Here is a 23,701-nt window from a genome sequence, read left to right on the forward strand (position 1 = left end):
CACCATACGCCACGACACTTCGGCATTTGGAAGGACTTGAGAGATGGATCACAGGTGACGCAGGAACCAACGGCACACATTCCAAGGTGTCTACGAGACCACCCCAAGGATCACATGCCGGAGCGGTCGACTCCGCTCTCCGGGCCCCGCACCTGCCCGGGCGCGCGGCGATCACCCCTCGACGCTGGTCCGGCGCGGACTACCATCACCCCATGACCCGTGTACTGCTCGCCGAGGATGACGCGTCCATCTCGGAGCCGCTGGCCCGCGCCCTGCGCCGCGAGGGCTACGAGGTCGAAGTGCGAGAGGACGGCCCGACCGCGCTCGACGCCGGGCTCCAGGGCAGCGTGGACCTGGTCGTGCTCGACCTGGGGCTGCCCGGCATGGACGGCCTCGAGGTCGCCCGGAGGCTGCGCGCCGAGGGGCACACGGTGCCGATCCTCATCCTCACGGCGCGCGCCGACGAGGTGGACACGGTCGTCGGCCTCGACGCGGGCGCCGATGACTACGTCACCAAGCCCTTCCGCCTCGCCGAGCTGCTCGCCCGGGTCCGGGCGCTGCTGCGGCGCGGCGCCACGGAGCCGGCCCAGCCGCCCGCCACGCACGGCGTGCGCATCGACGTGGAGTCGCACCGGGCCTGGATGGGCGAGGAGGAACTCCAGCTCACGGCGAAGGAGTTCGACCTGCTGCGGGTCCTGGTGCGGGACGCGGGGCGCGTGGTCACCCGGGACCAGCTGATGCGCGAGGTCTGGGACACCACCTGGTGGTCCTCCACCAAGACCCTCGACATGCACATCTCCTGGCTGCGCAAGAAGCTCGGCGACGACGCGGCGAACCCCCGCTACATCGCCACGGTCCGAGGCGTCGGCTTCCGCTTCGAGAAGTCCTAGACCCACTGGGCCTCCCCCCCCTGCTGTGGGCAGCTGGTCCGCCCAGAGGGCGGAACGGGTGGGCACAGCCCGAAGCCGCCGGGTAACCGGGCACGGGGCGCCCGTGCCGGGGAGCGGCAGGCCCGCCGCCAGGCGCGGGGCACACTTGTCTGGTCCTACCCCCAGCCCGGCCGGAGGGCCCCGTGCGTCGCCGTCTCATCAACTCGACCCTCGCCGTCGTGCTCGTGGTGATCGCCGTCTTCGGCGTCTCCCTCGTGATCGTCGAGACCCGCACGATCAGCAACAGCGCCCAGGAGCGCGTGAACTCCGAGGCCGTCCGGCTCGCGAGCATCGTGGACAGCCGTCTGATCAGCGATGAACGCGTCAGCGGCGCGGTGCTGCGCGAGCAGGTCGACACCGAGCGCTACGCCCGCATCGAGATCCCAGGACGCGCCCCCATCGAGGTCGGCACCCGCCCCGAGGGCGACGTCATCCGGGCCACGGAGGACGGCGAGGAGGGCGAGAAGGTCACCGTCGAGGAGCCCCGCGCCGCGGTCACCCGGGAGGTGGGCCGCACCCTGCTGATCATCGGCGCCGTGGCCCTGCTCGCGATCGTCGCGGCGGTCCTGCTCGCCGTCCGCCAGGCGAACCGCCTCACCTCGCCGCTCACCGACCTCGCCTCCACCGCCGAGCGCCTCGGCTCCGGCGACCCGCGCCCACGCCACCGCCGCTACGGCGTCCCCGAGCTGGACCGCGTCGCCGACGTCCTGGACGGCAGCGCCGAGCGGATCGCCCGCATGCTCACCGCCGAGCGCCGCCTCGCCGCCGACGCCTCGCACCAGCTGCGCACGCCGCTGACCGCCCTTTCCATGCGCCTGGAGGAGATCACGGTCACGGACGACCTGGACACGGTGAAGGAGGAGGCGACGATCGCGCTCGCCCAGGTGGAGCGGCTCACGGACGTCGTGGAGCGGCTGCTCACCAACTCCCGGGACCCCCGCACCGGCTCCGCGGTCTCCTTCGACCTGGACGAGGTGATCAAGCAGCAGCTGGAGGAGTGGCGCCCGGCCTACCGCAGCGCGGGCCGCGCCATCGTCAGCTCCGGCAAGCGCCATCTGATGGCGGTGGGCACGCCCGGCGCGGTCGCGCAGGTCCTCGCGGCACTGATCGAGAACTCGCTGATGCACGGGGGCGGCACCGTCGCCCTGCGCACCCGCGTCACCGGCAACCAGGCGGTCGTCGAGGTCACCGACAGCGGCCCCGGGGTGCCCGCCGACCTCGGCGCGCGGATCTTCGAGCGCACCATCAGCGGCCGCAATTCGACGGGGATCGGCCTCGCGGTGGCCCGGGATCTGGCCGAAGCGGACGGGGGCCGGCTGGAGATGCTCCAGGCGAAGCCGCCGGTGTTCGGCCTCTTCCTGTCGCGCACGCCCGCGTACAAGGGCGAGCGGGACGACCGCGACCAGGAGCACGGCCGGGACGACACGGTCCGCTGAGCGGCCGGGGCCGCTCCGGCCCTCGCAGCCCCCGGAGCCATCAGGCCGAGCCGCGCGTGCCCGTAGCCGTGGGGCGCTCCGCTCCGCCCTCGGCCGTCTCGGCGTCCTCCAGGAACGATTCCGCGTCCGCGACGGCCGCCCGCGCGGGCAGCGCCCGGAACACCCAGGTCCGGTACGACCAGAAGCGGAACAGCGTGGCGATGCCCATGCCGAGGAACTTGAAGACGTTCGACTGGAGCCTGCTGTCCCAGTCGAACCAGTACGTCGCGACGTACAGGACGCCGTTCTCGATGATCGCGCCGACCACGCTGAACAGCAGGAAGAGCGTCAGCTCCTTGGTGCGCCCGCTCTTGTCCCGGTCACGGTAGGTGAAGTACCGGAACCCCAGGTAGTTGCAGCAGATCGCGACGGTCGTCGCGATCAGGCTCGCGCGCACCACCTGGAGATCGGTGACGTGCCGTACGAGATTGAAGACGGCGAAGTTGATCAGGGTTCCCACGGCGCCGACGGCCCCGAACTTGGCCACTTCGCGTGTGAGCTGGTCCAGTCGCCCCCGCAGTGCGGCGCGGTCCGTCATGGTTGGTCGCCCCAGCCCCCGTGTCGGTGTCAGTCGGTCATCGCGGCCGGGTGCCCGGCGCCGTCGACGGGATTCCTCGTCCGCCTGTTCGCGGTTTCCCCGATCACGTCAACCCAGCCATGCTAACCAGCGACCCCGCGCGGCGCGCGAGGGCGCCGTCAGTCCGTGGCACGGCTGTGACGCCAGAGCACGGGATCGGGCCGTTCCCGGATGGCCGATACCCTGTGGGTGTGACGTTCCCGGTAGTCGGCATGGTCGGCGGGGGGCAGCTCGCTCGTATGACCCACGAGGCGGGCATCCCGCTAGGCATCAGGTTCAAGCTCCTCAGTGACACTCCGCAGGATTCCGCGGCGCAGGTCGTCAGCGACGTCGTCATCGGCGACTATCGCGACCTCGACACGCTGCGTGACTTCGCGCGGGGCTGCGACGTGATCACCTTCGATCACGAACACGTACCCACCGAGCACCTACGGGCCCTGGAGGCGGACGGCATCCCCGTCCGCCCGGGGCCCGACGCGTTGGTGCACGCCCAGGACAAGGGGGTGATGCGCGCGAAGCTGGACGAGCTCGGGGTGCCCTGCCCCCGCCACCGCATCGTGAGGGACCCGGCGGACGTCGTGGCCTTCGCCGCGGAAGGGGCCCCGGAGGGTACGGAGGGTGACGGATTCCCGGTCATCCTGAAGACCGTGCGCGGCGGGTACGACGGCAAGGGCGTGTGGGTCGCGCGCTCCGCCGCCGACGCCGCCGAGCCGTTCCGCGCGGGCGTGCCGGTCCTCGCCGAGGAGAAGGTCGACTTCGTACGGGAGCTGGCGGCGAACGTCGTGCGCTCGCCGCACGGCCAGGCCGTGGCCTACCCGGTCGTGGAGTCCCGGCAGGTCGACGGGGTCTGCGACACCGTGATCGCGCCCGCCCCCGACCTCAGCGACGAACTGGCCGGTCAGGCCCAGGAGCTGGCCCTTCGCGTGGCCCAGGAGCTGGGCGTCGTCGGGCATCTCGCCGTCGAGCTGTTCGAGACCCGCGACGGCCGCGTCCTGGTCAACGAGCTCGCGATGCGACCGCACAATTCCGGCCACTGGAGCCAGGACGGCGCCGTGACCTCCCAGTTCGCCAACCACGTCCGCGCCGTGCTCGACCTGCCCCTCGGCGACCCGCGCCCGCGCGCGAAGTGGACGGTCATGGCCAACGTCCTCGGCGGCGACTACCCCGACATGTACGCCGCGTACCTGCACTGCATGGCGCGCGACCCGCAGCTGAAGATCCACATGTACGGCAAGGACGTGAAGCCCGGCCGCAAGGTCGGACACGTCAACACCTACGGCGACGACCTGGACGAGGTCCTTGACCGCGCCCGTCACGCTGCCGGCTACCTCAGAGGAACGATCACCGAATGACCTCCCCCGCTGTCGGCATCGTGATGGGTTCGGACTCCGACTGGCCCGTCATGGAGGCCGCCGCCAAGGCCCTCGACGAGTTCGAGATCGCGTACGAGGTGGACGTGGTGTCCGCGCACCGCATGCCGCACGAGATGATCGCGTACGGCGAGCACGCCGCCGACCGCGGTCTGAAGGCGATCATCGCGGGCGCGGGCGGCGCCGCCCACCTGCCCGGCATGCTCGCCTCCGTGACCCCGCTGCCCGTGATCGGCGTGCCGGTCCCGCTGAAGTACCTCGACGGCATGGACTCCCTGCTCTCCATCGTGCAGATGCCCGCGGGCGTGCCGGTCGCGACGGTCTCGGTGGGCGGCGCCCGCAACGCGGGGCTGCTCGCCGCGCGGATGCTCGCCGCGCACGACGCCGAACTCCTCGGCCGCATGCGGGAGTTCCAGCAGGACCTGAACGACCAGGCGACGGAGAAGGGCAAGCGGCTGCGCGCCAAGGTCGAGGGGGCGGGTTCCGGATTCGGCTTCGGGTCGGGAAAGTAATCCCATGACGAAGCTGCCTGAGTCCCTGGCCGAAGCCCGCTCCCTGCTCGCCGAGTTCCCCGTCGTGGACGGGCACAACGACCTGCCGTGGGCGCTGCGCGAGAAGGCCGGGTACGACCTCGACTTCCTGGACATCGCCGCCGACCAGGCGGGACGGCTGCACACGGACCTCGCCCGGCTGCGCTCGGGCGGCGTCGGCGCGCAGTACTGGTCGGTGTACGTGCGCACCGACATGGCGGGCGACGACGCGGTCAGCGCGACGCTCGAACAGATCGACTGCGTGGGGCGGCTGCTCGACCGCCACCCCGGGGACCTGCGCCGCGCGCTGACCGCCGCCGACATGGAGGCGGCGCGCGGCGAGGGCCGGATCGCGTCCCTGATGGGCGCCGAGGGCGGCCACTCGATCAACAACTCCCTGGCCACGCTGCGGGCGTTCCACGCCCTCGGCGTGCGGTACATGACCCTCACGCACAACGACAACATCGCGTGGGCGGACTCGGCGACCGACGAGCCCGGCGTGGGCGGCCTCTCCGCGTTCGGCCGTGAGGTGGTCACCGAGATGAACCGCCTGGGCATGCTGGTGGACCTCTCGCACGTGGCGGCGACGACGATGCGGGCGGCCCTGGACACCTCGGTCGCGCCGGTGATCTTCTCGCACTCCTCCGCCCGCGCGGTGTGCGACCACCCCCGCAACATCCCGGACGACGTCCTGGAGCGCCTGCCCGCGAACGGCGGCGTGGCGATGGCCACCTTCGTGCCGAAGTTCGTGCTCCAGGCGGCGGTCGACTGGACGCTGGCCGCCGACGCCAACATGCGCGCCCACGGCTTCCACCACCTCGACACCACCCCCGAGGCGATGAAGGTGCACGCCGCCTTCGAGGAGTCGACGCCGCGCCCGATCGCCACCGCCGCGACGGTCGCCGACCACCTCGACCACATGCGCGAGGTCGCGGGCATCGACCACATCGGCATCGGCGGCGACTACGACGGCACGGCGTTCACGCCGTCCGGCCTCGACGACGTGTCGGGGTATCCGAACCTGATCGCCGAACTCCTCGACCGCGGCTGGTCGAAGGCCGACCTGTCCAAGCTGACCTGGCGGAACGCGGTACGGGTCCTGGGCGCGGCGGAGGACGTGGCCCGCGCGGAGGCCTCCCGCCGGGGGCCCTCGGTGGCGACGCTGGAGCAGCTGGACGGCGACGCGGGCCGCTGACACGCGTCGCTGACGCGGCGTCATAAGGGGTGAGGGGCGCGGCCATCGGGCCGCGCCCCTTCTTCGTTCCGCATTCTTGAATGATCGATCCAGAACCGCTATCGTCATCTCATCAAGTACTGAACCGATCGGTCCAAAACCGTGAAGCCCTTGAGGGAGACCGTCATGACCGAGACCGCGCGCACCGACGCCGAGCTGGCCCGTTCCCTGGCAGGGGACTTCACCAGCGCGTACGCCGAGGTGAACGGAGTCCGACTGCACTATGTGGAGGGCGGCAGCGGCGAGCCGCTCGTCCTGCTCGGCGGCTGGCCGCAGACCTGGTGGCAGTTCCACAAGATCATGCCCGAGCTCGCCCGCCGCCACCGCGTGCTCGCCGTGGACCTGCGCGGCATGGGCGGCTCGGCCAAGCCGGAGTCCGGCTACGACAAGAAGACGATGGCCCGGGACGTGTACGACCTCGTGCGCCACCTGGGCCACGACCGCGTGGACATCGCCGGGCACGACATCGGCGCGATGGTCGGGTACGCCTTCGCCGCCAACCACCCCGAGGCCGTCCGGAAGCTGGCCCTGCTGGACGTGGCCCACCCGGACCGGACGTTCCAGGACCTGCCCATGCTCCCCGCGGCCGGACCCGACTGGGAGTCCAGGCCGGTGCCCGGGGTCTACCTGTGGTGGTTCGCCTTCAACCAGGTCAAGGGGCTGCCCGAGCGCCTCATAGAGGGCCGCTCGCGCCTCCTGATCGACTGGCTCTTCGACTACATGACCAAGGACCCCGCGTCGATCGACGACCACGCCCGCGCCGTGTACGCCGACGCGTACGCGACGCCGGACGCGATCCGCGCGGGCAACGCCTGGTACCAGACCTTCTTCCAGGACTTCGCCGACTTCGAGACGTACGCGCCGGTGAGCCTGCCGATCCTCGGCGTCGCGGGCGGCGACAACGAGGGCTACCTGCGCGACCGCCTCGCCGCGCACGGCACGGACGTGCGCGTGGCCGCGCTCGCCGACAGCGGCCACTACCTGCCGGAGGAGCGCCCCGAGGAAGTGACCGCCCTGCTCACGGAGTTCTTCGCCTGATCCGCTCACGACGACGGCCCCCGGCATGTCGCCGGGGGCCGCGTTGTCTGTGCTGGTTCTCGCGCAACCCCCGCTACGGCAGGTTGCGGGCCATCACGATCCGCTGCACCTGGTTCGTGCCTTCATAAATCTGCGTGATCTTGGCGTCGCGCATCATGCGCTCGACCGGGTAGTCACGGGTGTAGCCGTAGCCGCCGAGGAGCTGGACGGCGTCCGTGGTGGCCTCCATGGCGATGTCGGAGGCGAAGCACTTGGCCGCGGCGCCGAGGTAGGTGAGGTCGGCGTCGCCGCGCTCGGAGGCCGCGGCGGCCTGGTACGTCAGGGCGCGGGCCGCGGAGATCTTCATGGCCATGTCCGCGAGCATGAACTGGATGCCCTGGAAGTCGGCGATCGGCTTGCCGAACTGCTTGCGCTCCTTGACGTACCCCTTGGCGTAGTCGAGGGCGCCCTGCGCGATGCCGAGGGCCTGGGCCGCGATGGTGATGCGGGTGTGGTCCAGGGTCATCATCGCCGTGGCGAAGCCGGTGCCCTCCGCGCCGATCATGCGGTCGGCGGGGATGCGCACGTTGTCCAGGTAGACCTCGCGGGTGGGGGAGCCCTTGATGCCGAGCTTCTTCTCCGGGGCGCCGAAGGACACGCCTTCGTCGGACTTCTCGACGACGAAGGCCGAGATGCCCCGGGAGCGCTTCTCCGGGTCGGTCACGGCCATGACCGTGTAGTACTCGCTGACGCCCGCGTTGGTGATCCAGCGCTTCACGCCGTTGAGGACGTAGTGGTCGCCGTCGCGCACGGCCTTGGTCTTCATGCCCGCCGCGTCCGAGCCCGCGTCCGGCTCGCTCAGACAGTACGAGAACATCGCGTCGCCCTTGGCGAGCGGCGTCAGGTACTTCTTCTTCAGCTCCTCGGAGCCGGACAGGATGACGGGCAGCGAGCCCAGCTTGTTCACCGCGGGGATCAGGGAGGAGGACGCGCAGACGCGGGCCACCTCCTCGATCACGATGACGGTGGCGAGCGCGTCGGCGCCCGCGCCGCCGTACGACTCGGGCACGTGCACGGCGTGCAGGTCGGAGGCGACGAGGGCGTCCAGGGCCTCCTGCGGGAAGCGCGCCTCCTCGTCCACGGCGGCGGCGAACGGCTCGATCTTCGCCTCGGCGAGCGAGCGGATCGTGTCCCGGAGCATGTCGTGCTCCTCAGACGGGCGGTACAGGTCGAAGTCAGCCGATCCGGCCAAGGTCTCTCACGCTCCAAGGACGCTGCGGATGCTAATTACCGTTAAGTAACACGATGCGTACTCGAATTTTAGGCGGCTGGTCACGCCACGGATACGTGACCTTGACGACAGGGAAGAACGTGCCCGGTGAGGGGCCTGCGCACGCCCGACTATGCTCGGGCAGCGCACCTCGGCCGTCCACCTCTGGAGCACCCTCATGGCCCTGAAGATCACCGTGATCGGCACCGGCTACCTCGGCGCCACCCACGCCGCGGCCATGGCCGAACTCGGCTTCGAGGTCCTCGGGCTCGACGTCGTGCCCGAGAAGATCGACATGCTGCGGCGCGGCGAAGTCCCCATGTACGAGCCGGGTCTTCAGGAACTGCTCCGCGCCCACGTCGCGGGCATCGAGGGGTCCACCGGACGGCTGCGCTTCACCATGGACTGGGCGGAGGTCGCCGAGTTCGGCGACGTCCACTTCCTCTGCGTGAACACCCCGCAGAAACACGGCGAGTACGCCTGCGACATGAGTTACGTGGACGCCGCCGTCGACGCGCTCGCCCCGCATCTGCGCGGCCCCGCCCTCGTCGTCGGCAAGTCCACCGTGCCGGTCGGCAGCGCGGAGCGGATCGCGGCGCGCCTGGTCGGCCTCGCCCCCGCGGGCGCCGAGGTGGAGCTGGCCTGGAACCCGGAGTTCCTGCGCGAGGGCTTCGCCGTCAAGGACACCCTGCGCCCCGACCGGATCGTCGTCGGCGTGCGCGGCGAGCGGGCCGAGAAGCTCCTTCGCGAGGTGTACGCGACGCCCGTGGCGGAGGGCTCGCCCTTCGTCGTCACCGACTTCCCGACCGCGGAGCTGGTCAAGACCTCGGCGAACTCCTTCCTCGCCACGAAGATCTCCTTCATCAACGCCATGGCCGAGGTCTGCGAGGCGGCGGGCGGCGACGTCGTGAAGCTCGCCGAGGCCCTCGGGTACGACGACCGCATCGGCGCCAAGTTCCTGCGCGCCGGGATCGGCTTCGGCGGCGGCTGCCTGCCCAAGGACATCCGCGCCTTCATGGCCCGCGCGGGCGAGCTCGGCGCCGACCAGGCCCTCACCTTCCTGCGCGAGGTCGACTCGATCAACATGCGCCGCCGCGGCCACATGGTGGAGCTCGCCCGGGAGGCCGTCGGCGGCGGCTCCTTCCTCGGCAAGCGGGTCGCGGTGCTCGGCGCCACGTTCAAGCCGGACTCCGACGACGTGCGCGACTCGCCCGCCCTGAACGTGGCTGGGCAGATCCACCTCCAGGGCGGCCAGGTCACCGTCTACGACCCCAAGGGCATGGACAACGCCCGCCGCCTGTTCCCGACGCTCGGGTACGCGCCCACGGCCGAGGACGCCGTGCGCGGTGCCGACGTCGTCCTGCACCTCACCGAGTGGCGCGAGTTCCGCGAGCTCGACCCCGAGGCGCTCGGGACCGTGACCGGGCACCGGGTGATCCTGGACGGGCGCAACGCGCTGGATCCGGGGCGGTGGCGTGCCGCCGGCTGGACGTACCGGGCGATGGGGCGGCCGGCGGCCTGAGGGGGCAGGGCTTGAGCAGCCCCCTGTTTTTTCGCCGCGGAGCGGCGGAGCGACGTGGGTGCGGCGTGCTGCTGGGAGGTGGGCGGGCGGGTGGGAAAGCCCGCCGCGGAGCGGCGGAGAGAGGCGCAGCCGCCGGGCAGGGGGCAGGCCGCCGGGCAAGGGCAGGCCCGCCGCGGAGCGGCGGAGCAGGGCCCGGTCAGCGGGGGCGCCCAGCCTTGCGGGACCGGTACGCGCGCATCTTGGCGCGCGCCCCGCACACCCCCATGTCACACCAGCGGCCCCGCCCGCCCGGGCTGCGGTCGTAGTACGCCCAGTGGCAGGTCACCGACTCGCACCCCTTGAGCCGGGCCCACGTCCCCGCCGCCACGGCCTCCGCGACGGCCGCCGCCACCCGCGAGGCCAGCGGCCCGGGGTCCACGGGGACGAGCTCCGCCGCGCCGTCGCCGGGGGAGACGCGCACCACCAGCGGTGCCCCGGCGAGGAGCTCGCCGAGCGGCCGTACCTCCTGGTGGGGAGCGTGCCCGGCGTGGGCGAGACACACCGCCCGCAGGGACTCGCGCAGCTCGCGCGCGGCGGGCACGTCGGCCGGGGCGAGCCCGAACCGCGCGCGCCCGGCGTCCGTGTCCAACGCGTCGGTGCCCGCCCCGATGTCCAGCGAGTTCACCAGGTCCTGGATCAGCGCGAGGCCCCCCGGCGCGGGCGCTCTGTCGTTCATGCTTGCGACGTTACCTCCTATGGGCCACCATGAGGTCACCGCATCCGTTACCGGAAGACGGCTTCTTCCAGTAACAACGAGAGGAGAGGTCATGTCGGCCACGCCCGCGTCCACGCCGGTCGCCACGCTGCGCAACGTCGTCCTGGACTGCCCCGACCCCCGCCGCCTCGCCGAGTTCTACGCGGCGGTCATCGGCGGCGAGATCGTCGAGGAGGAGGACTGGATCGACCTGGTGGCCCCCGGCCGCGTCAAGGTGTCGTTCCAGCGCGCCGAGAACTTCACGCCGCCCGAGTGGCCCCGCGCCGACGTCAACGGCCAGCAGCTCCACCTGGACCTGGACGCGGGCAGCACGATGGCCGAGCTCGAAGCCGCCCAGGAGCGCGTCATCGCGCTCGGCGCCCGCCCGCTCGACCTGGACGACGACGGCGGCAAGCGCGACTTCCGGGTGTACGCGGACCCGGCAGGCCACCCCTTCTGCCTCTGCCGCATCCCGGCGTAGCTCAGCCGTCCAGGCGAGTGATCGTCGCCGTCGACGCCTCCCTGCGCTCGCGCGCCGCCCGCGCGGTGAAGTCCGCGCCGCGCAGGGCGCGTTGGACGTTGCCCCAGGTGAGCGCCGCGATCTCGGCGTCGCTCCAGCCCCGGTCGAGCAGCTCCGCGACGAGGCGCGGGAAGCGCGAGGCGTCATCGAGCCCGTGCGGGTGCGCGGCCTCGGTGTCGTACGTCCCGGAGATCCCGACGCACTCAGGACCCGCGACGCGGCGTACGTGCTCCACGTGCTCCGCCACGTCCCGCACCGCCGGGCCCGTCTGCTCGGCCGCCAGCGGCACCAGGCACAGGCCCTTCGCCGCGCCCACGGCCTCAAGCAGGCCGTCGCCCAGGTTCGCCGGGTGCTCGCGCAGCGCCCGCGCCCCGGACCGGGTGAACAGGACCGGCGCCCGGGACACCCCGAGCACGCGCCGCGCCGTCTCCTCGGGCGCGCCGGACAGATCGGCGAGCACGCCGAGCCGGTTCATCTCCCGTACGACCTCCTCGCCGAAGGCGCTCAGACCGTCCGCGCCCGCCCACGACGTGCCGTCGAGCGTCAGCGCGCTCAGGCCGAGCGCGTGCAGCGAGCGCAGCGCGCCCAGCGAGTCACCGATGGCGCGGGCGCTCGCGGGGCCGACGACCGCGGCGATGCGGCCGTGGTTGCGGGCGTCGGCGGCCTCGGAGGCGTCACGGGCGAGCCGCAGGTCGTCGGCGTAGCGGGCCACGATGTGCCGCACCAGGTCGAGCAGTTCGAGCGTCGCGCTCACGGCGTGGTCGCCGACGACGTCGGCGGGCACGTGCAGCGACCAGAACTGCGCGCCAACGCCGCCCGCCCGCAGCCGAGGCACATCGGTCTCCAGACAGCTCTCGCCGGATTCCAGGTCGCAGTACGGCTGCGCCCGCAGGGCCCACGGCAGCCCGCTGTAGCCGTCCGCGACGGGATGCGCGGCCAGCAGCGCGTGCGCCCTGCCGAGTACCTCGTCGTCGAGCTCCGCCGCCTGTGGCCCGGCCTCGGCCGTGGCGTCCGGGGCGGGGGCGGGCGGCCGGTCGAGCTCGCCGGCCTCGGCCGTGGTGTCGAATTCGTCCTGGAGGTCCGCCATGGCAGCTCCGCGGGGATGGGAGGGGGCACCCGTACGCCGACCTGCGGCGTCGTGGGTCGTCGCACCACCGTGCCACGCCTGGCGCCGCGCTTCGCGGCGAGCGGGGCGTTCGGGGTACCCGGCCCCGTACACACGAACGTCGCGTGACCGAGGCCCGCGGTCACGCGACGTGGAGGGTGGCGACCGGCCCGGCGGCGCTCGCGCGCCGCGCCCGCCGCTCGCTCAGTTGCCCGAGACGGTGACCGTCTCGTCGTTGTTGAGCTGCTCGACCAGCTGCTTGACCTTCGCCTTGTCCCAGACGAGGTTGCCGCCGACCGAGCCGGAGATCGGCATGTTCATGGACTTGCCGTCGCCGCCCGTGACGCCCTTCATCGCCCAGAACATCGACGCCACGTCGAACAGGCCCATGTCCTTGTCCACGATCAGCGTGTCCAGGCCCGCGCCCATGGTCGGGTACAGCTTGAACGGGTTGATGACGGTCCCCGGCGTCGCCGCCTGGTTGGCGAGGGCCGCGAGGAACTTCTGCTGGTTCTTGGTGCGGTCCAGGTCGCTGCCCGGGAGCGCGTAGCGGGTGCGGACGAAGGCCAGGGCCTCCTCGCCGTTCAGCTTCTGCTTGCCCGCCTCGAAGTCGGCGCCGGACTTCTTGTCCTTGAAGCCCTTGGGGATGTTCATCTCCACGCCGCCGACCGCGTCCACGATCTTCGCGAAGCCGCCGAAGCCGATCTCCGCGTAGTGGTCGATGCGCAGGCCCGTGTTGGCCTCGACGGTCCGGACGAGCAGCTCGGGGCCGTCCTCGGCGTACGCGGCGTTGAGCTTGGTCTGACGCCCGGTGGCCGGGTAGAGCTTGCCGGACTCCGCGCCCTTGAAGGAGGGGATCGTGACGTTCGAGTCGCGCGGCAGCGAGATCATCGTGTTCCCGCCGTCGTCCGCGACGTGCAGGATCATCATCGAGTCGGTGCGCTTGCCTTCGGCGGAGCCGGTGTGGAGCTTCTTCTTCTCCTCGTCGGACATGCCCGCGCGGCTGTCGGAGCCGACGATCAGGTAGTTCGTGCCCTTGCCGCCCGCGGGCCGCTCGATCACCTTCGACAGGTCGACCTCGCGCTTGAGCTTGGAGTCCGCCCAGAAGTACGTGCTCACCGAGACCACGATCAGCAGGGCGAGGAACGTGACCAGGCCCCAGGTGATCCGCTTCTTCCAGTTCACCGGCGGCTTCGGCGGGCGCGGCGGCGCGGCCGGACCGCCCGGGCCCTGGCCCGGACCCCGCCCCGAGGGCGTGCCGTACACCTGGCCGGTGTTGTAGCCGCTGTCATAACCGTCCTGGCCCGGGTCGGGCGACTGGCCCTGCTGACCGGGCTGCCCCTGCGGGGGCCGCTGGTCGCGGTACAGGTCGTCGTACACGTTGTCGTCGTACGAGGGCTGGCGCGGCACGTCCGGCCGCTGGACGTGGCGCATCACGCGGGGGCCCTCGGGCTGGGGGCTGCCGCTGCCGTATCCGTGGCGGTCACCGTTCCGGTCGTTCCGCGCGTCTGGCCAATCGCTCATGTGGATTAGTGTGCAGTGCCGTGTGCCGTGCCTTACAGGGAGGGCGTGATTTCGGGTCAGTGCTGTTGCAGAGCTGTGGCAAAGCGCTTCGAACGGCGACGGACGGTGTTCGACATAGGGTGGAGGGCATGACAGATCAGGCCTCCCGTTCGGAATCGGAGATTCCGGGCAAGGTGACTTCGGCGTCCCGCACCACCCTCAGCCACATCATGACCCACGCCGACACCAACCTCCTCGGCTCGGTGCACGGCGGCGTGATCATGAAACTGGTGGACGACGCCGCGGGCGCCGTCGCCGGACGCCACTCCGGCGGTCCCGCCGTGACCGCCTCGATGGACGAGATGGCCTTCCTCGAACCGGTCAGGGTCGGCGACCTCGTCCATGTGAAGGCCCAGGTCAACTGGACCGGGCGGACCTCCATGGAGGTCGGCGTACGAGTGCTCGCCGAGCGCTGGAACGAGTCGACCCCCGCCCAGCAGGTGGGCTCCGCCTACCTCGTCTTCGCCGCCGTCGACGCCGACGGCAAGCCGCGGCTCGTGCCGCCGGTGCTGCCCGAGACCGACCGGGACCGGCGCCGCTACCAGGAGGCCCAGATCCGCCGCACCCACCGCCTCGCCCGGCGCCGCGCCATCAAGGAACTCCGCGAGGCCCGCGCCGCCGAGGGGTACGAGGACTAGCCGAAGGCCACGAGGACCGGCCGAAGGCCACGAGGACCGGCCGAGGACTAGCCGGGGACTACGGGCACACCACCTGGTCCCCCGTGACCGCGCCGAACTCGCCCTGGTGCGCGTCCTGTGCCCGTACCTTCCGCGCCCCGCGGAAATCCGCCCCCGCGAGCACCTTCAGCGTCGCCCCCTGGCCCTTCACGCGCCGCATCTCGCAGCCCGGCAGGGCGGTCGCCAGGGACTTCGCCGAGCGGTCCCAGCGCGGGTCGTACGCCACCACCGTGCGGGCCAGCGGCGCGGCGCCCTGGGGCAGGGGGACGGAGCCGGGCGCCCCGGTGGTGCGGAAGCCGCTCGCGCGCAGCGCCGCGTCCACCCGCCGCCCGAGCCCCGACGCCCGCGTGCCGTTGTCCACCTGCACCCGGATCAGCTCCGGCGACACCGGCACCAGGGCCGCCCGGGGCCGCGCGCGGTGCGGCGCGAGCGGCTTGTCGTCGCGCAGCGCCTGGAAGAGCTTCCCCGACTTCTCCGGGTCCCACTTCAGCGTCGACCCGACCCCCGGGATCAGCTGCCCCTTGCGGGCCAGCGGCACGGTCGTGAACTCCGACGACGACGGCGAGAAGCTCCGCATGGCACGGCCGAGCGCCAGCATGTCCTCGGTGCCGAAGCCCTTGTCCGCCCGTACCGAGCCCAGCAGCGTCTTCGTCACGTCCTGGAACTTGACCGGATTCAGCAGGACGCCGCTGCTCGTCGCCTTCGCGATGAGCGCCGCGAGGAAGCGCTGCTGGCGCTGCATCCGCCCCAGGTCGGCGGCTCCGTCGATGTGCCGGGAGCGCACGTACTGAAGGGCCTCGCCGCCGTTCAGGCGGTGCGTGCCGACGGGCAGGTCCAGGCCGGTGTAGGAGTCCTTCAGGGGGCGCACGGTGCAGATCTCCACGCCGCCGAGGACGTCGACCGTCTCCATGAAGCTGGTGAAGTCGACCTCCAGATAGTGGTCGATCTTCACCTTCGTCATGCGTTCGACCGTGCGGACCGTCAGGTTCGGGCCGCCCTCCGCGTACGCCGCGTTGATCTTGACGGGGTGTGAGCGGTGGTGCTTCCTGGAGTTCTGGTCGACGTGCGGCGGCAGCTCCGCGTACGAGTCCCGGGGCAGGCTCACCACGCTCGCGCGGTCCCGGTTCGCCGAGATGTGCACGATCATGATCGTGTCCGTGCAGTGGCAGGGCGCGCCGCCCAGGCGGTACTTCTTCTTCTCCGCGCGGCTGATCTTGTCGCGCCCGTCGGTGCCGACGAGCAGCACGTTCATGCCGTGGCCGCCCTCGGGGCGGTTCTTCATGTCCTTGAAGGCGTCGACGCGCCTGATGCCGGTGTCCAGGCTGCTGATCACCCCGTGCCCGATGCCCGCGGCGCCGAGCACCGTCACGGACAGCGCGGTCGCGATCCGCATGGCCCACCGGGGCCGCCGCCGCCCCCGCCGGGCCGCGGCTCCGCCGCCCTGGCGCGGTGGCCGCGACGGCCGCGGGGGCGGCGGGCGGCGCGGGGGCGGGGCGGGGGAGCGGTGCGGTGCGGGCACGTGCGAGGACACCTCCGCGGTCGCGGCTGGGCCGGGGGACGGCTAGAACGGTAGGCCCATACGATCTGCGGCCCGGGGTAGCGACCCGGACGGCGCGCGCCCGTGTCCCCCGTTCGCGGTAACGTGACGCCCGACGCGGCGCTCGCAGCGCTCGCGGTGCTGTCCGGGGGCTCCCCCGGATTCCGGGCCGAGACACGAGAAGGAAACTCCGCACGTGAATTCTGACGGTCAGCCTCCCGCCGTCTCCGTGATCATGCCGGTCCTCAACGAGGAGCGGCACCTGCGCGAAGCCGTGCGCGCGATCCTGAAGCAGGAGTACGCGGGCGAGATGGAGGTCGTCGTCGCGCTCGGCCCCTCCACCGACCGCACGGACGAGATCGCCGCCGAACTGGTCGCGGAAGACCCCCGTGTGCACACGGTCCCGAACCCGACGGGACGCACGCCCGCAGCGCTGAACGCCGCCATCAAGGCCTCGCGCCACCCGGTCGTGGTGCGCGTGGACGGCCACGCCGCGCTCTCGCCGGGCTACATCACGACCGCCGTGCGCCTCCTGGAGGAGACCGGCGCGATGAACGTCGGCGGCATCATGCACGCCGAGGGCGAGAACGACTGGGAGCGCGCCGTCGCGGCCGCCATGACGTCGAAGATCGGCGTCGGCAACGCCGCCTTCCACACGGGAGGCGAGGCGCAGCAGGCCGAGACCGTCTACCTCGGCGTCTTCCGGCGCGAGGCCCTGGAGCGGCAGGGCGGCTACAACGAGGAGTTCATCCGCGCCCAGGACTGGGAGCTCAACTTCCGGATCAGGGAAGCGGGCGGCCTCATCTGGTTCTCGCCCGAGCTGAAGGTCTCCTACCGCCCGCGCCCCAGCGTGAGGGCCCTCGCCAAGCAGTACAAGGACTACGGCCGCTGGCGTCACGTCGTCGCCCGCTACCACGAGGGCTCCATCAACCTGCGCTACCTCGCGCCGCCGACCGCCGTCTGCGCGATCGCCGCGGGCCTGGTCGTGGGCGCCGCCGTGACGCCGTGGGCCCTGGTCGTCCCCGGCGGCTATCTGGCGGCGATCGTCGCCGGGTCCGTGCCCGCGGGCAAGGGCCTGCCCCTGAAGTCACGCCTGCGCATCCCCGTCGCGCTCGCGACCATGCACATGTCGTGGGGCTGGGGCTTCCTCACCAGCCCCCGCTCGCTCGCCAGGAAGGTCATCGCCTCGCGCCGCCCCGCGGTCCTGGGCGAGACCCAGGAGGCCTGAGCCCCGCCGAGCCTCTCAAGGAACGCGCCGAAGGGTCCCGTACGTACATGAGGTACGTGCGGGACCCTTCGCGCGGTCCGGTGTCCTACCAGGTGAAGTTCGGGTCGACCTTCATGCACGCCTTCGTGTCGGAGCCGTTCAGGGCGTCCGCCGACGCCGGGGTGGAGTCGTCCTGCTTCTTCGCCTTCTTCGGCTTGTCGCCCTCGCGCCAGTCGGCGCCCACGACCAGCGTGATCCCCGAGACGTCCGTCGACTTCCTTACCGAACTCAGCGGCAGGCCCAGGGACTTGGCGACCCGCTGGGCGTCGCCCTCCAGGTCGACCGTGGGGTAGCGGATGACCGTCCGCGCCTCCGTGAGGGCCGACGACGTGTCCGGCGCCGCCTTCGTGAAGCCCTTGTCCGTGAGCAGCCCCGCGACCGTGCTCGCCCGGCGGCTGACCGGCGGCTCGGTGGCGGTGCGGGTGCCGTTCTGGACCTGGAGCGCGATGTCGGCGTCCGGCGCCGCCGGGTCGTCGGACAGCTTCTCCTTCGGCTTCTTCCGCTTGTCCTTGCCGTCCAGGGCGATGTCGTCGCGGACCAGGCGGAACAGCTGCTCGGCGTCGCCCGGCTTGGGCACCACGCGGGGGCCCGAGTACTCGAACGGCATGGTGGTCGTCGTCGTCCGCTCCGGCGCGACCTTCTTGAGCTCGTTGCCGAGGTCGTACAGCTTGATCACGGAGCCGAGGCCGGGGTCGACCTTCAGCGCCCTGGTGGCGTTCTCGGCGAGCTTGCGCAGCCGGTTGGGGCTGGTCAGGCTCGCGTTCTCGCGGAGCGTGCGGACCAGCGAGTTCATGTACATGTGCTGGGCCTTGGCGCGGCCGATGTCGCTGCCGTCCTCGAAGCCGTAGCGCGTGCGCAGCCACTGGAGGGCCTGCTCGCCCTGGATCTTCGTGGTGCCCTTCTCCAGCTTCAGGCCGGAGCCCTTGCCCGCGCTGGTGCGCGAGTGGATGTTCTTGTCCACGCACACGGGGACGCCGCCGACGGCGTCGGCCATCGACACCACGCCCGCGAAGTCGACCATCATGAAGTGGTCGATGCGGATGTTGGTCAGCTTCTCCCAGGTGGCGACCGTGCAGCCGGGGCCGCCGCGCCGCAGGGACTCGTTCGTCATCGTGCGCGGACCGCTCTCCTCGTACACCTTGCCGTCGTCCGGGTCGGTGCACTTGGGGATGGTCAGGAGCGTGTCGCGGGGCATGCTGATCACCGACATGTTGCTGCGGTCGGCCGACAGGTGCAGCAGCATCTGCACGTCCGCGAGCGGGGGGCCGCCGAAGGTGTCCTTGGCGCCGCCGAGCTTGCGGTTCTCCTTGGAGTCCCGGGCGTCCGAGCCGATCAGGAGGATGTTCAGGGGGGTCTGGCCCGCCGAGTTGGGCGTGGGCGCGGGGGCCCGCTGGTCGGCCAGGTTCAGGTCGTCGGTCTCCAGGTTGCTGTTCAGGTGCTGGTAGTAGAGGTATCCGGCGCCGGCCGTGCCCAGTATCAGCACCGACAGGACGATCGCCGACCAGCGAAGCACCCGCCGCTTGCGCCGCGGGCCGCGCGGTGGCCCGTCCCCTTCCGGCGCCGCGGCGGCGGCCTCGCCCCCGTCCTTGGGGTCCTTGGGCCGCGGCGCCCGGCCTCTCGCGCCGCCGCGGGTACGGGCCCGGCGCGCCCCGCCCTTGGACCGGCCCGCCTCGCCCCCGCCGCCTTCGGTGGGAGCGCTCTCCGCGCGGGCGTCCCCGGAATCCCCGACCTTCGGACCGCCCTTCGGACCGCCCCGCGAACCGCCTTTTGAGCCGCCGCTCGCTTTCCGGGCGCCCCGGGTGTCCGCCCCCGTGGACATCCCCTCCCCGCGCACGCTGTTCTGCCCCATCCCCTGTCCCTCCCCGCCGTGCTTCCCAAGTGTGGCCGTACCGCGCCCCGTTGCGGCACTGTGCCGCCGCCCCGGTGCCGGAGCGAAACATCCCGCTTCCACCACCGGGGCGTCCTGTCAGACGCGAAACGAACGCTTCAGGTCACTTGGCACACACGGTTTTGTCGGCCTCGACCCGCTGGACGCCGTCCGGCGCCTTCGACGGTGCCTTGATGGGCGTCCCCGCGCCCTTGAAGTCGGCACCGAGGGTCAGCACGATCGCCGGGAGCCCCTGCGCGTTCTTCTCGCTCTTGCCCGGCTTCAGCGCGGCCGCGGGCAGCCCCATGAGGTCGGCGAGCTTGCGGGCCTCGTCGGCCTGGGCGGCGCCGTACTCCACGGTGGTCTTGCGCAGGTTCGAGGGCGCGTTGCCGAGCTGGCTGGACTTCGTCACGCCCTCAGTGTTCTGCAGCCAGCTGAGAGTTTCCTGAGCGGCGCCGTTCTTCTGGCTGCCGTTGTAGATGTCGACGCGGACGTCGGCGGCCTCCGCGCGCGGGCCCTTGAGCCGCGCGGCCACGGCGGCCTTCTCCTTCTTCTCCTGCTTCTTGACCTCGGTCAGCGACACGTCCTCGCGCATCATCGAGAACAGCTCGGCGGACTTGGCCTCGTTCAGGACGACCGTGACGGGCTTCTTCTCGGCGGGGTTGTCGACCACCGGGGCCGTCGCGAAGGTCAGGTTCTTCATGTCGAGCTTGCCGAGCTCCATGCCCAGGTCGCGGAGTTTCATTATGTCGGCGATCTTGGAGTCGACGGTGAGCGCCTTCGTGCCCGCTTCCGCCAGACTTATCATCTTCTTCGGGTTCGTCAGGGTGTCGTTCGACTTCAGCTTGCGCATCAGCGAGCTGAGGAACTGCTGCTGGAGCTGGATCCGGCTCAGGTCACCGCCGTTGCCCACGGTGTACCGGGTCCGGACGAACGCCAGCGCGTCCTCGCCCTCGATCGAGTGCTCGCCCGCGGGCAGCTTCAGATGCGACTTGGGGTCGTCGATGTCCTTGGCGAGGCACACGTCCACACCGTCGACCGCGCTGGACAGCGTCTTGACCGCGTTGAAGTCCGCCACCATGAAGTGGTCGAGCTTTATGCCGGTGATCTTCGTGACCGTGCGCATGACGCAGCTGGGCGTGCGCTCGTTCTGTCCGAGGCTCTCGTTGAAGCGGACCTTCCGCGAGCCCGGGATGGTCTTCGTGGAGCCGTCGTCCTGCTTGGTGGGGCAGTCCGGGATGTCCGTGATCATGTCGCGCGGGATGCTCAGGGCCGTCGCGTTGGAGCGGTCCTTGGAGACGTGCAGCAGCAACGTGGTGTCCGCGTGCCCGACGCTGCCCTCGTCGCCGTAGCCCTTGTTGCCCGAGCCGCTGCGCTTGTCCGTGCCGATGAGGAGGATGTTGATGGCGCGGTCCTTGCTGAACCCGCCGGTGCCCGCGCCGTCGTCGGAGACGGACGTGATGTTGTCGTTCAGGTGCTGGTAGTACAGATAGCCGCCGACGCCGACCGCGATGATCACGAAGGCGACCGAGCCGCCCGTCCACGCCAGTATCCGCTTGCCCGTGGACTTCTTCTTCTTGCCCTTCTGCTTGCGGCGCCCGCCCGCCGCCTCCGGCTGCGCGGCGCGCCGCCTGCGCTGTCCGGGCACCTGCTCGGGGCCGCCGCCGCGGCCTCCCGGGCGCTCGGCGGCGCGCGGTCCCTGCCGGGACTGGCCCTGCTGGGGGGCGCCCGTGCGCGGCGCCGATCTGCGGGGGCCGGGCACGCCCGTCGGCGCCGACTGCTCTGCGGAAGGGCTCAGTCGCAGCTCGTAGTCGCCGGTCTGCGGGTTGAGCACCCACTGGTCTGCGGGGTCGATGTCGTCAGCCCGCCCACGGCCTTGCGCGTCCACGGTTGTTTGCGTCCTCCGTCAGGGCCACGCGGCGCCTTTCCCCCCTCTAAGTAAGGCGCTCGGTCAGTCATGCCAACGGTGTGCGGCCGTACGCGGCCGGACACCGGATCGGCTCACACTATCCGCCCAGTTCAGCCTCCAACGACGCCGGTGACAAATTCCACTCCCCTACAACTGGGCAATCCGCCCGATTTCTTTGACGAAGTGGCCTCCGGCCCCGCCCCGGCCTTACGCGCAGCCCGACCGGGCGGCCGTGTTGCCCCGGAAAGTGGGGGCCGGACTCGGCGTCCGCGTGGGGTCGTCGGGCTTCTCGTCGCTCCACGCGCCGTCCTCGGAGGCCTCTTCGCCCTCTTCGTCGCTTTCGTATCCCGCGCCGTCCTCCCCGTTTTCCTCCCCTTCCTCCCCGGATTCCCTTTCGTACTTCCCTTCGGAACCCTCCTCGTACGACGTACGCGCCGAGGTGGCCGGCCCCTTGCGGGTCACCTGGACCGGCTCGTCCTCGCGCAGCCGTCCGAAGAGTTCGTCGGCGGCGGGCTCCACCAGCTCGTCCCGGTTCGCGTCGTAGGCGTAGCTGCGGCGCGGCACGGTGAGGAACTGCACCCGTTCCGTGGGGATGCCGCGCAGGCCGCGCACCAGCTCGTACAGGCTGCGCAGACTCGCGAGCCCGGGGTCCGTGGTGAGCGAGGAAGTGGCCGCGTCGAGGACCGGATAGAGCTTCACCGGGTTCAGCAGGACATCGTTGCCGCGCACCTTGTTGACGAGCGCGCCGAGGAATTCCTGCTGCCGGTCCATGCGTTCGGTGTCGCTGCCGTTGCCGAGCGACTTGCGGGCGCGCACGAATCCGAGCGCCTGCTCGCCGTCGAGCGTGTGCCGCCCCGCGGCGAGCCGCAGCCGCGCGTCGGCGTCGTCGACGGGCTCCTTCAAACACACCTCGACGCCGTCGACCGCGTCGACCATGTCCTTGAACCCGGCGAAGTCCACGACCATGTGATGGTCGATCCGGATGTTCGTGAGCTTCTCCACCGTACGGATCGTGCAGGCCGTGCCGCCGAACTCGAACGCCCAGTTGAACTGCGCGAATTGGGCCTTCGTGCGGGAGCCGTCCGGGCGGCGGCAGCTGGGGATGCGCACCATCAGGTCACGCGGCAGCGACACGGCCGTCGCGCTCTGCCGGTCGGCGGCCAGGTGCAGCAGGATCGTGGTGTCCGAACGCTGGGTGCCGAGGTCGCGGCCGTACGCGCGGTTGCCGCGCCCGGAGCGGGTGTCGGAGCCGATCAGGAGGATGTTCTGCGCGTCGTGCACGAGCGGGGTGGGCCGCTCCTTCTCGTAGCGCGCGAGTTCGGCGGCGGCGCCGGTGTCCTCGGTGATGTTCCCGTCGAGCTTCTGGTACACCGCCCACCCGGCGCCCCCGGCCGCCAGCACCAGCACGGCCGTGACCACCGCGGCGTACCGCAGCCAGCGGCGCCTGCGGCGGCGCGAGCCGAGCCCCGTCGGACTCGCCCCCGCGCCCGGTCCGTACGTCGTGTCGGTCACGTGTGAGTCCACCCCTCGTGGCGGCGTCGGCGAATGGCGCTCTTACGACCATGGACCGGGGAGGGGAGGGGGGCTCGCGGATGCTGAGCCGAACGGGTGACGGACGGCGAGGTGTTTCAGCCTGTCCGGCGTTTGAGGACAAGCGCGCCAGCGCGGAGATCTAGCCCGTCCGGCGTTTGAGGACGAGGCGCGAAGCGCCAATTGCGGTTGAGCGGGGGAACGGGGGCGGCCAGCACCCGGAGCGGGAAGGGGCGGGCCTGGGGCGCACCGCGAGGCCCCCACTCACCGCACCGTCACATCGACCCGCTCCGCCTCCACCCGCTTCTCAAGCCCGCCCTCGGCGATCTGGCCGAGATGACGGCACAGCACCACGGACCCCCCGGAGGCGAGCGGCGCGTACAGCCCCGCGCTCAGCCCGTCCCAGCTGTCGTACGGCCGCCCGGAGAGCAGCCGCGCCCCCGCCGCGACACCGAGCCCCGCGGCGTCGTCCAGGGCCCGCGCCACCACCTCGGCCCCGGTGAGCTCCGCCCCGCCGACGGCGAGCGCGGCCTCGTCCGGGTCCACGGGCGCGTACGGCGCGAACCGGTCGCCCTGGCTCGGCACCTCCACCGCGTAGTCGACGAACCTGTCCGGCGTCCGCGGGAAGCGCCCACCGAGCGGCCGCAGCGCGAGCGCGACCCGCTCGCCGGAGCAGGCCCGCGCCGCCTCCAGGGTGTCCGGGCCGCTGACGACGAGGTCGGCGCGGGCCGGGTCGCCGCCGACGTCCGCGACGACGCCCACCGAAGAGCAGGCGAGCAGCCACACGGCCGTCTGCCAGTGCGCGGGCAGGAGCAGGGCGAGCCGGTCGCCGGGCTCGGCGGCGAGATCGCCCTGGAGCAGGTTGGCGGTCTTGGCCACCCAATTGGCGAAGGTGGCGACGGACAATTCCACGCGCTCACCGGTGGCGTCGTCGTAGTACGTGACGAGCGGGCGCGCCGGGTCGGCGGCGAGCGCGGATCGCAGCAGGTCGGCAGGGGTGCGGTCGTTGGCGTTCACGGCCGCAAGCGTACGCGGGCGCCGCGTGTCGCCCATGGGTGCGGGCCAGTTG

The 23,701-nt window shown here is 71.8% G+C and carries 20 protein-coding genes; 10 read left to right on the forward strand and 10 right to left on the reverse strand.

Features of this window, described 5'->3' with window-relative positions; translation table 11 throughout:
- Nucleotides 1-212: 212 nt before the first annotated feature.
- Both AC07A4_RS21420 and AC07A4_RS21425 read left to right on the forward strand, forming a co-directional pair.
- On the forward strand, nucleotides 213-890 hold the full coding sequence (locus tag AC07A4_RS21420; RefSeq protein ID WP_016644465.1) for a response regulator transcription factor: 678 nt from the start codon (nucleotides 213-215) through the stop codon (nucleotides 888-890).
- A gap of 182 nt (nucleotides 891-1,072) precedes the next feature.
- A complete protein-coding gene (locus AC07A4_RS21425; RefSeq protein WP_478600928.1) occupies nucleotides 1,073-2,365 on the forward strand; it encodes an ATP-binding protein in 1,293 nt (430 codons plus the stop codon).
- 40 nt (nucleotides 2,366-2,405) lie between these two features.
- Here AC07A4_RS21425 and AC07A4_RS21430 read toward each other — a convergent pair whose 3' ends face one another.
- The gene (locus tag AC07A4_RS21430; RefSeq protein ID WP_478600931.1) at nucleotides 2,406-2,942 is read right to left on the reverse strand and encodes a GtrA family protein; all 537 of its coding nucleotides are present in this window, start codon (nucleotides 2,940-2,942) and stop codon (nucleotides 2,406-2,408) included.
- A gap of 230 nt (nucleotides 2,943-3,172) precedes the next feature.
- Here AC07A4_RS21430 and AC07A4_RS21435 point away from each other — a divergent pair, with 230 nt between their 5' ends.
- The 4 genes from AC07A4_RS21435 (at nucleotide 3,173) to AC07A4_RS21450 (ending at nucleotide 7,153) form a co-directional block, all read left to right on the forward strand.
- Nucleotides 3,173-4,333: a 5-(carboxyamino)imidazole ribonucleotide synthase gene (locus AC07A4_RS21435; RefSeq protein WP_478600933.1), complete on the forward strand. Its 1,161-nt coding sequence runs from the start codon at nucleotides 3,173-3,175 to the stop codon at nucleotides 4,331-4,333.
- The gene (purE, locus tag AC07A4_RS21440) at nucleotides 4,330-4,863 is read left to right on the forward strand and encodes a 5-(carboxyamino)imidazole ribonucleotide mutase (protein ID WP_478600935.1); all 534 of its coding nucleotides are present in this window, start codon (nucleotides 4,330-4,332) and stop codon (nucleotides 4,861-4,863) included. The genes AC07A4_RS21435 and purE overlap by 4 nt, the downstream gene beginning before the upstream one ends.
- A 4-nt stretch (nucleotides 4,864-4,867) precedes the next feature.
- Nucleotides 4,868-6,076, forward strand: coding sequence for a dipeptidase (locus AC07A4_RS21445; protein WP_478600938.1), 1,209 nt, complete (start codon nucleotides 4,868-4,870; stop codon nucleotides 6,074-6,076).
- A gap of 165 nt (nucleotides 6,077-6,241) precedes the next feature.
- A complete protein-coding gene (locus AC07A4_RS21450) occupies nucleotides 6,242-7,153 on the forward strand; it encodes an alpha/beta fold hydrolase (RefSeq protein WP_478600941.1) in 912 nt (303 codons plus the stop codon).
- A gap of 73 nt (nucleotides 7,154-7,226) precedes the next feature.
- On the opposite strand, the gene AC07A4_RS21455 is transcribed toward AC07A4_RS21450, so the two are convergent.
- Nucleotides 7,227-8,384, reverse strand: coding sequence for an acyl-CoA dehydrogenase family protein (locus AC07A4_RS21455; RefSeq protein WP_478600943.1), 1,158 nt, complete (start codon nucleotides 8,382-8,384; stop codon nucleotides 7,227-7,229).
- 196 nt (nucleotides 8,385-8,580) lie between these two features.
- On the opposite strand from AC07A4_RS21455, the gene AC07A4_RS21460 reads away from it, so the two are divergent.
- Nucleotides 8,581-9,924 carry a UDP-glucose dehydrogenase family protein gene (locus AC07A4_RS21460; RefSeq protein ID WP_478600946.1) on the forward strand — a complete coding sequence of 448 codons (1,344 nt, stop codon included), beginning with the start codon at nucleotides 8,581-8,583 and terminating at the stop codon, nucleotides 9,922-9,924.
- A 196-nt stretch (nucleotides 9,925-10,120) separates the two neighbouring features.
- Here the strand turns inward: AC07A4_RS21460 and AC07A4_RS21465 are convergent, their stop codons facing one another.
- Nucleotides 10,121-10,639, reverse strand: a complete 519-nt coding sequence (locus AC07A4_RS21465; protein ID WP_478600948.1) for a CGNR zinc finger domain-containing protein — start codon at nucleotides 10,637-10,639, stop codon at nucleotides 10,121-10,123.
- Between the two features lie 91 nt (nucleotides 10,640-10,730).
- Between AC07A4_RS21465 and AC07A4_RS21470 the strand changes: the two genes are divergently transcribed.
- A complete protein-coding gene (locus AC07A4_RS21470) occupies nucleotides 10,731-11,138 on the forward strand; it encodes a VOC family protein (protein ID WP_478600951.1) in 408 nt (135 codons plus the stop codon).
- Between the two features lies 1 nt (nucleotide 11,139).
- Here the strand turns inward: AC07A4_RS21470 and AC07A4_RS21475 are convergent, their stop codons facing one another.
- Together AC07A4_RS21475 and AC07A4_RS21480 are read right to left on the reverse strand one after the other, a co-directional pair.
- Nucleotides 11,140-12,264 (reverse strand): dipeptidase, encoded by a 1,125-nt coding sequence (locus AC07A4_RS21475; RefSeq protein ID WP_478600953.1) that lies wholly within the window; start codon nucleotides 12,262-12,264, stop codon nucleotides 11,140-11,142.
- Between the two features lie 222 nt (nucleotides 12,265-12,486).
- Nucleotides 12,487-13,806, reverse strand: a complete 1,320-nt coding sequence (locus AC07A4_RS21480) for an LCP family protein (RefSeq protein WP_478600956.1) — start codon at nucleotides 13,804-13,806, stop codon at nucleotides 12,487-12,489.
- A gap of 128 nt (nucleotides 13,807-13,934) precedes the next feature.
- On the opposite strand from AC07A4_RS21480, the gene AC07A4_RS21485 reads away from it, so the two are divergent.
- Nucleotides 13,935-14,483 (forward strand): acyl-CoA thioesterase, encoded by a 549-nt coding sequence (locus AC07A4_RS21485; protein ID WP_478600958.1) that lies wholly within the window; start codon nucleotides 13,935-13,937, stop codon nucleotides 14,481-14,483.
- A gap of 58 nt (nucleotides 14,484-14,541) precedes the next feature.
- On the opposite strand, the gene AC07A4_RS21490 is transcribed toward AC07A4_RS21485, so the two are convergent.
- Nucleotides 14,542-16,041: an LCP family protein gene (locus AC07A4_RS21490; protein ID WP_478600961.1), complete on the reverse strand. Its 1,500-nt coding sequence runs from the start codon at nucleotides 16,039-16,041 to the stop codon at nucleotides 14,542-14,544.
- 214 nt (nucleotides 16,042-16,255) lie between these two features.
- On the opposite strand from AC07A4_RS21490, the gene AC07A4_RS21495 reads away from it, so the two are divergent.
- On the forward strand, nucleotides 16,256-17,287 hold the full coding sequence (locus AC07A4_RS21495) for a glycosyltransferase family 2 protein (RefSeq protein WP_478600963.1): 1,032 nt from the start codon (nucleotides 16,256-16,258) through the stop codon (nucleotides 17,285-17,287).
- Nucleotides 17,288-17,372: 85 nt separating this feature from the next.
- Here AC07A4_RS21495 and AC07A4_RS21500 read toward each other — a convergent pair whose 3' ends face one another.
- The 4 genes from AC07A4_RS21500 to AC07A4_RS21515 form a co-directional block, all read right to left on the reverse strand.
- Complete coding sequence (locus tag AC07A4_RS21500; protein ID WP_478600966.1) at nucleotides 17,373-19,175, reverse strand: LCP family protein; 1,803 nt, start codon at nucleotides 19,173-19,175, stop codon at nucleotides 17,373-17,375.
- Nucleotides 19,176-19,317: 142 nt separating this feature from the next.
- Complete coding sequence (locus tag AC07A4_RS21505) at nucleotides 19,318-21,081, reverse strand: LCP family protein (protein ID WP_478600968.1); 1,764 nt, start codon at nucleotides 21,079-21,081, stop codon at nucleotides 19,318-19,320.
- A gap of 228 nt (nucleotides 21,082-21,309) precedes the next feature.
- A complete protein-coding gene (locus AC07A4_RS21510; RefSeq protein ID WP_478600970.1) occupies nucleotides 21,310-22,614 on the reverse strand; it encodes an LCP family protein in 1,305 nt (434 codons plus the stop codon).
- Between the two features lie 282 nt (nucleotides 22,615-22,896).
- Complete coding sequence (locus AC07A4_RS21515) at nucleotides 22,897-23,649, reverse strand: TIGR03089 family protein (protein WP_478600973.1); 753 nt, start codon at nucleotides 23,647-23,649, stop codon at nucleotides 22,897-22,899.
- Nucleotides 23,650-23,701: the final 52 nt, after the last annotated feature.

This window comes from Streptomyces sp. NPDC043996, from assembly GCF_056435225.1.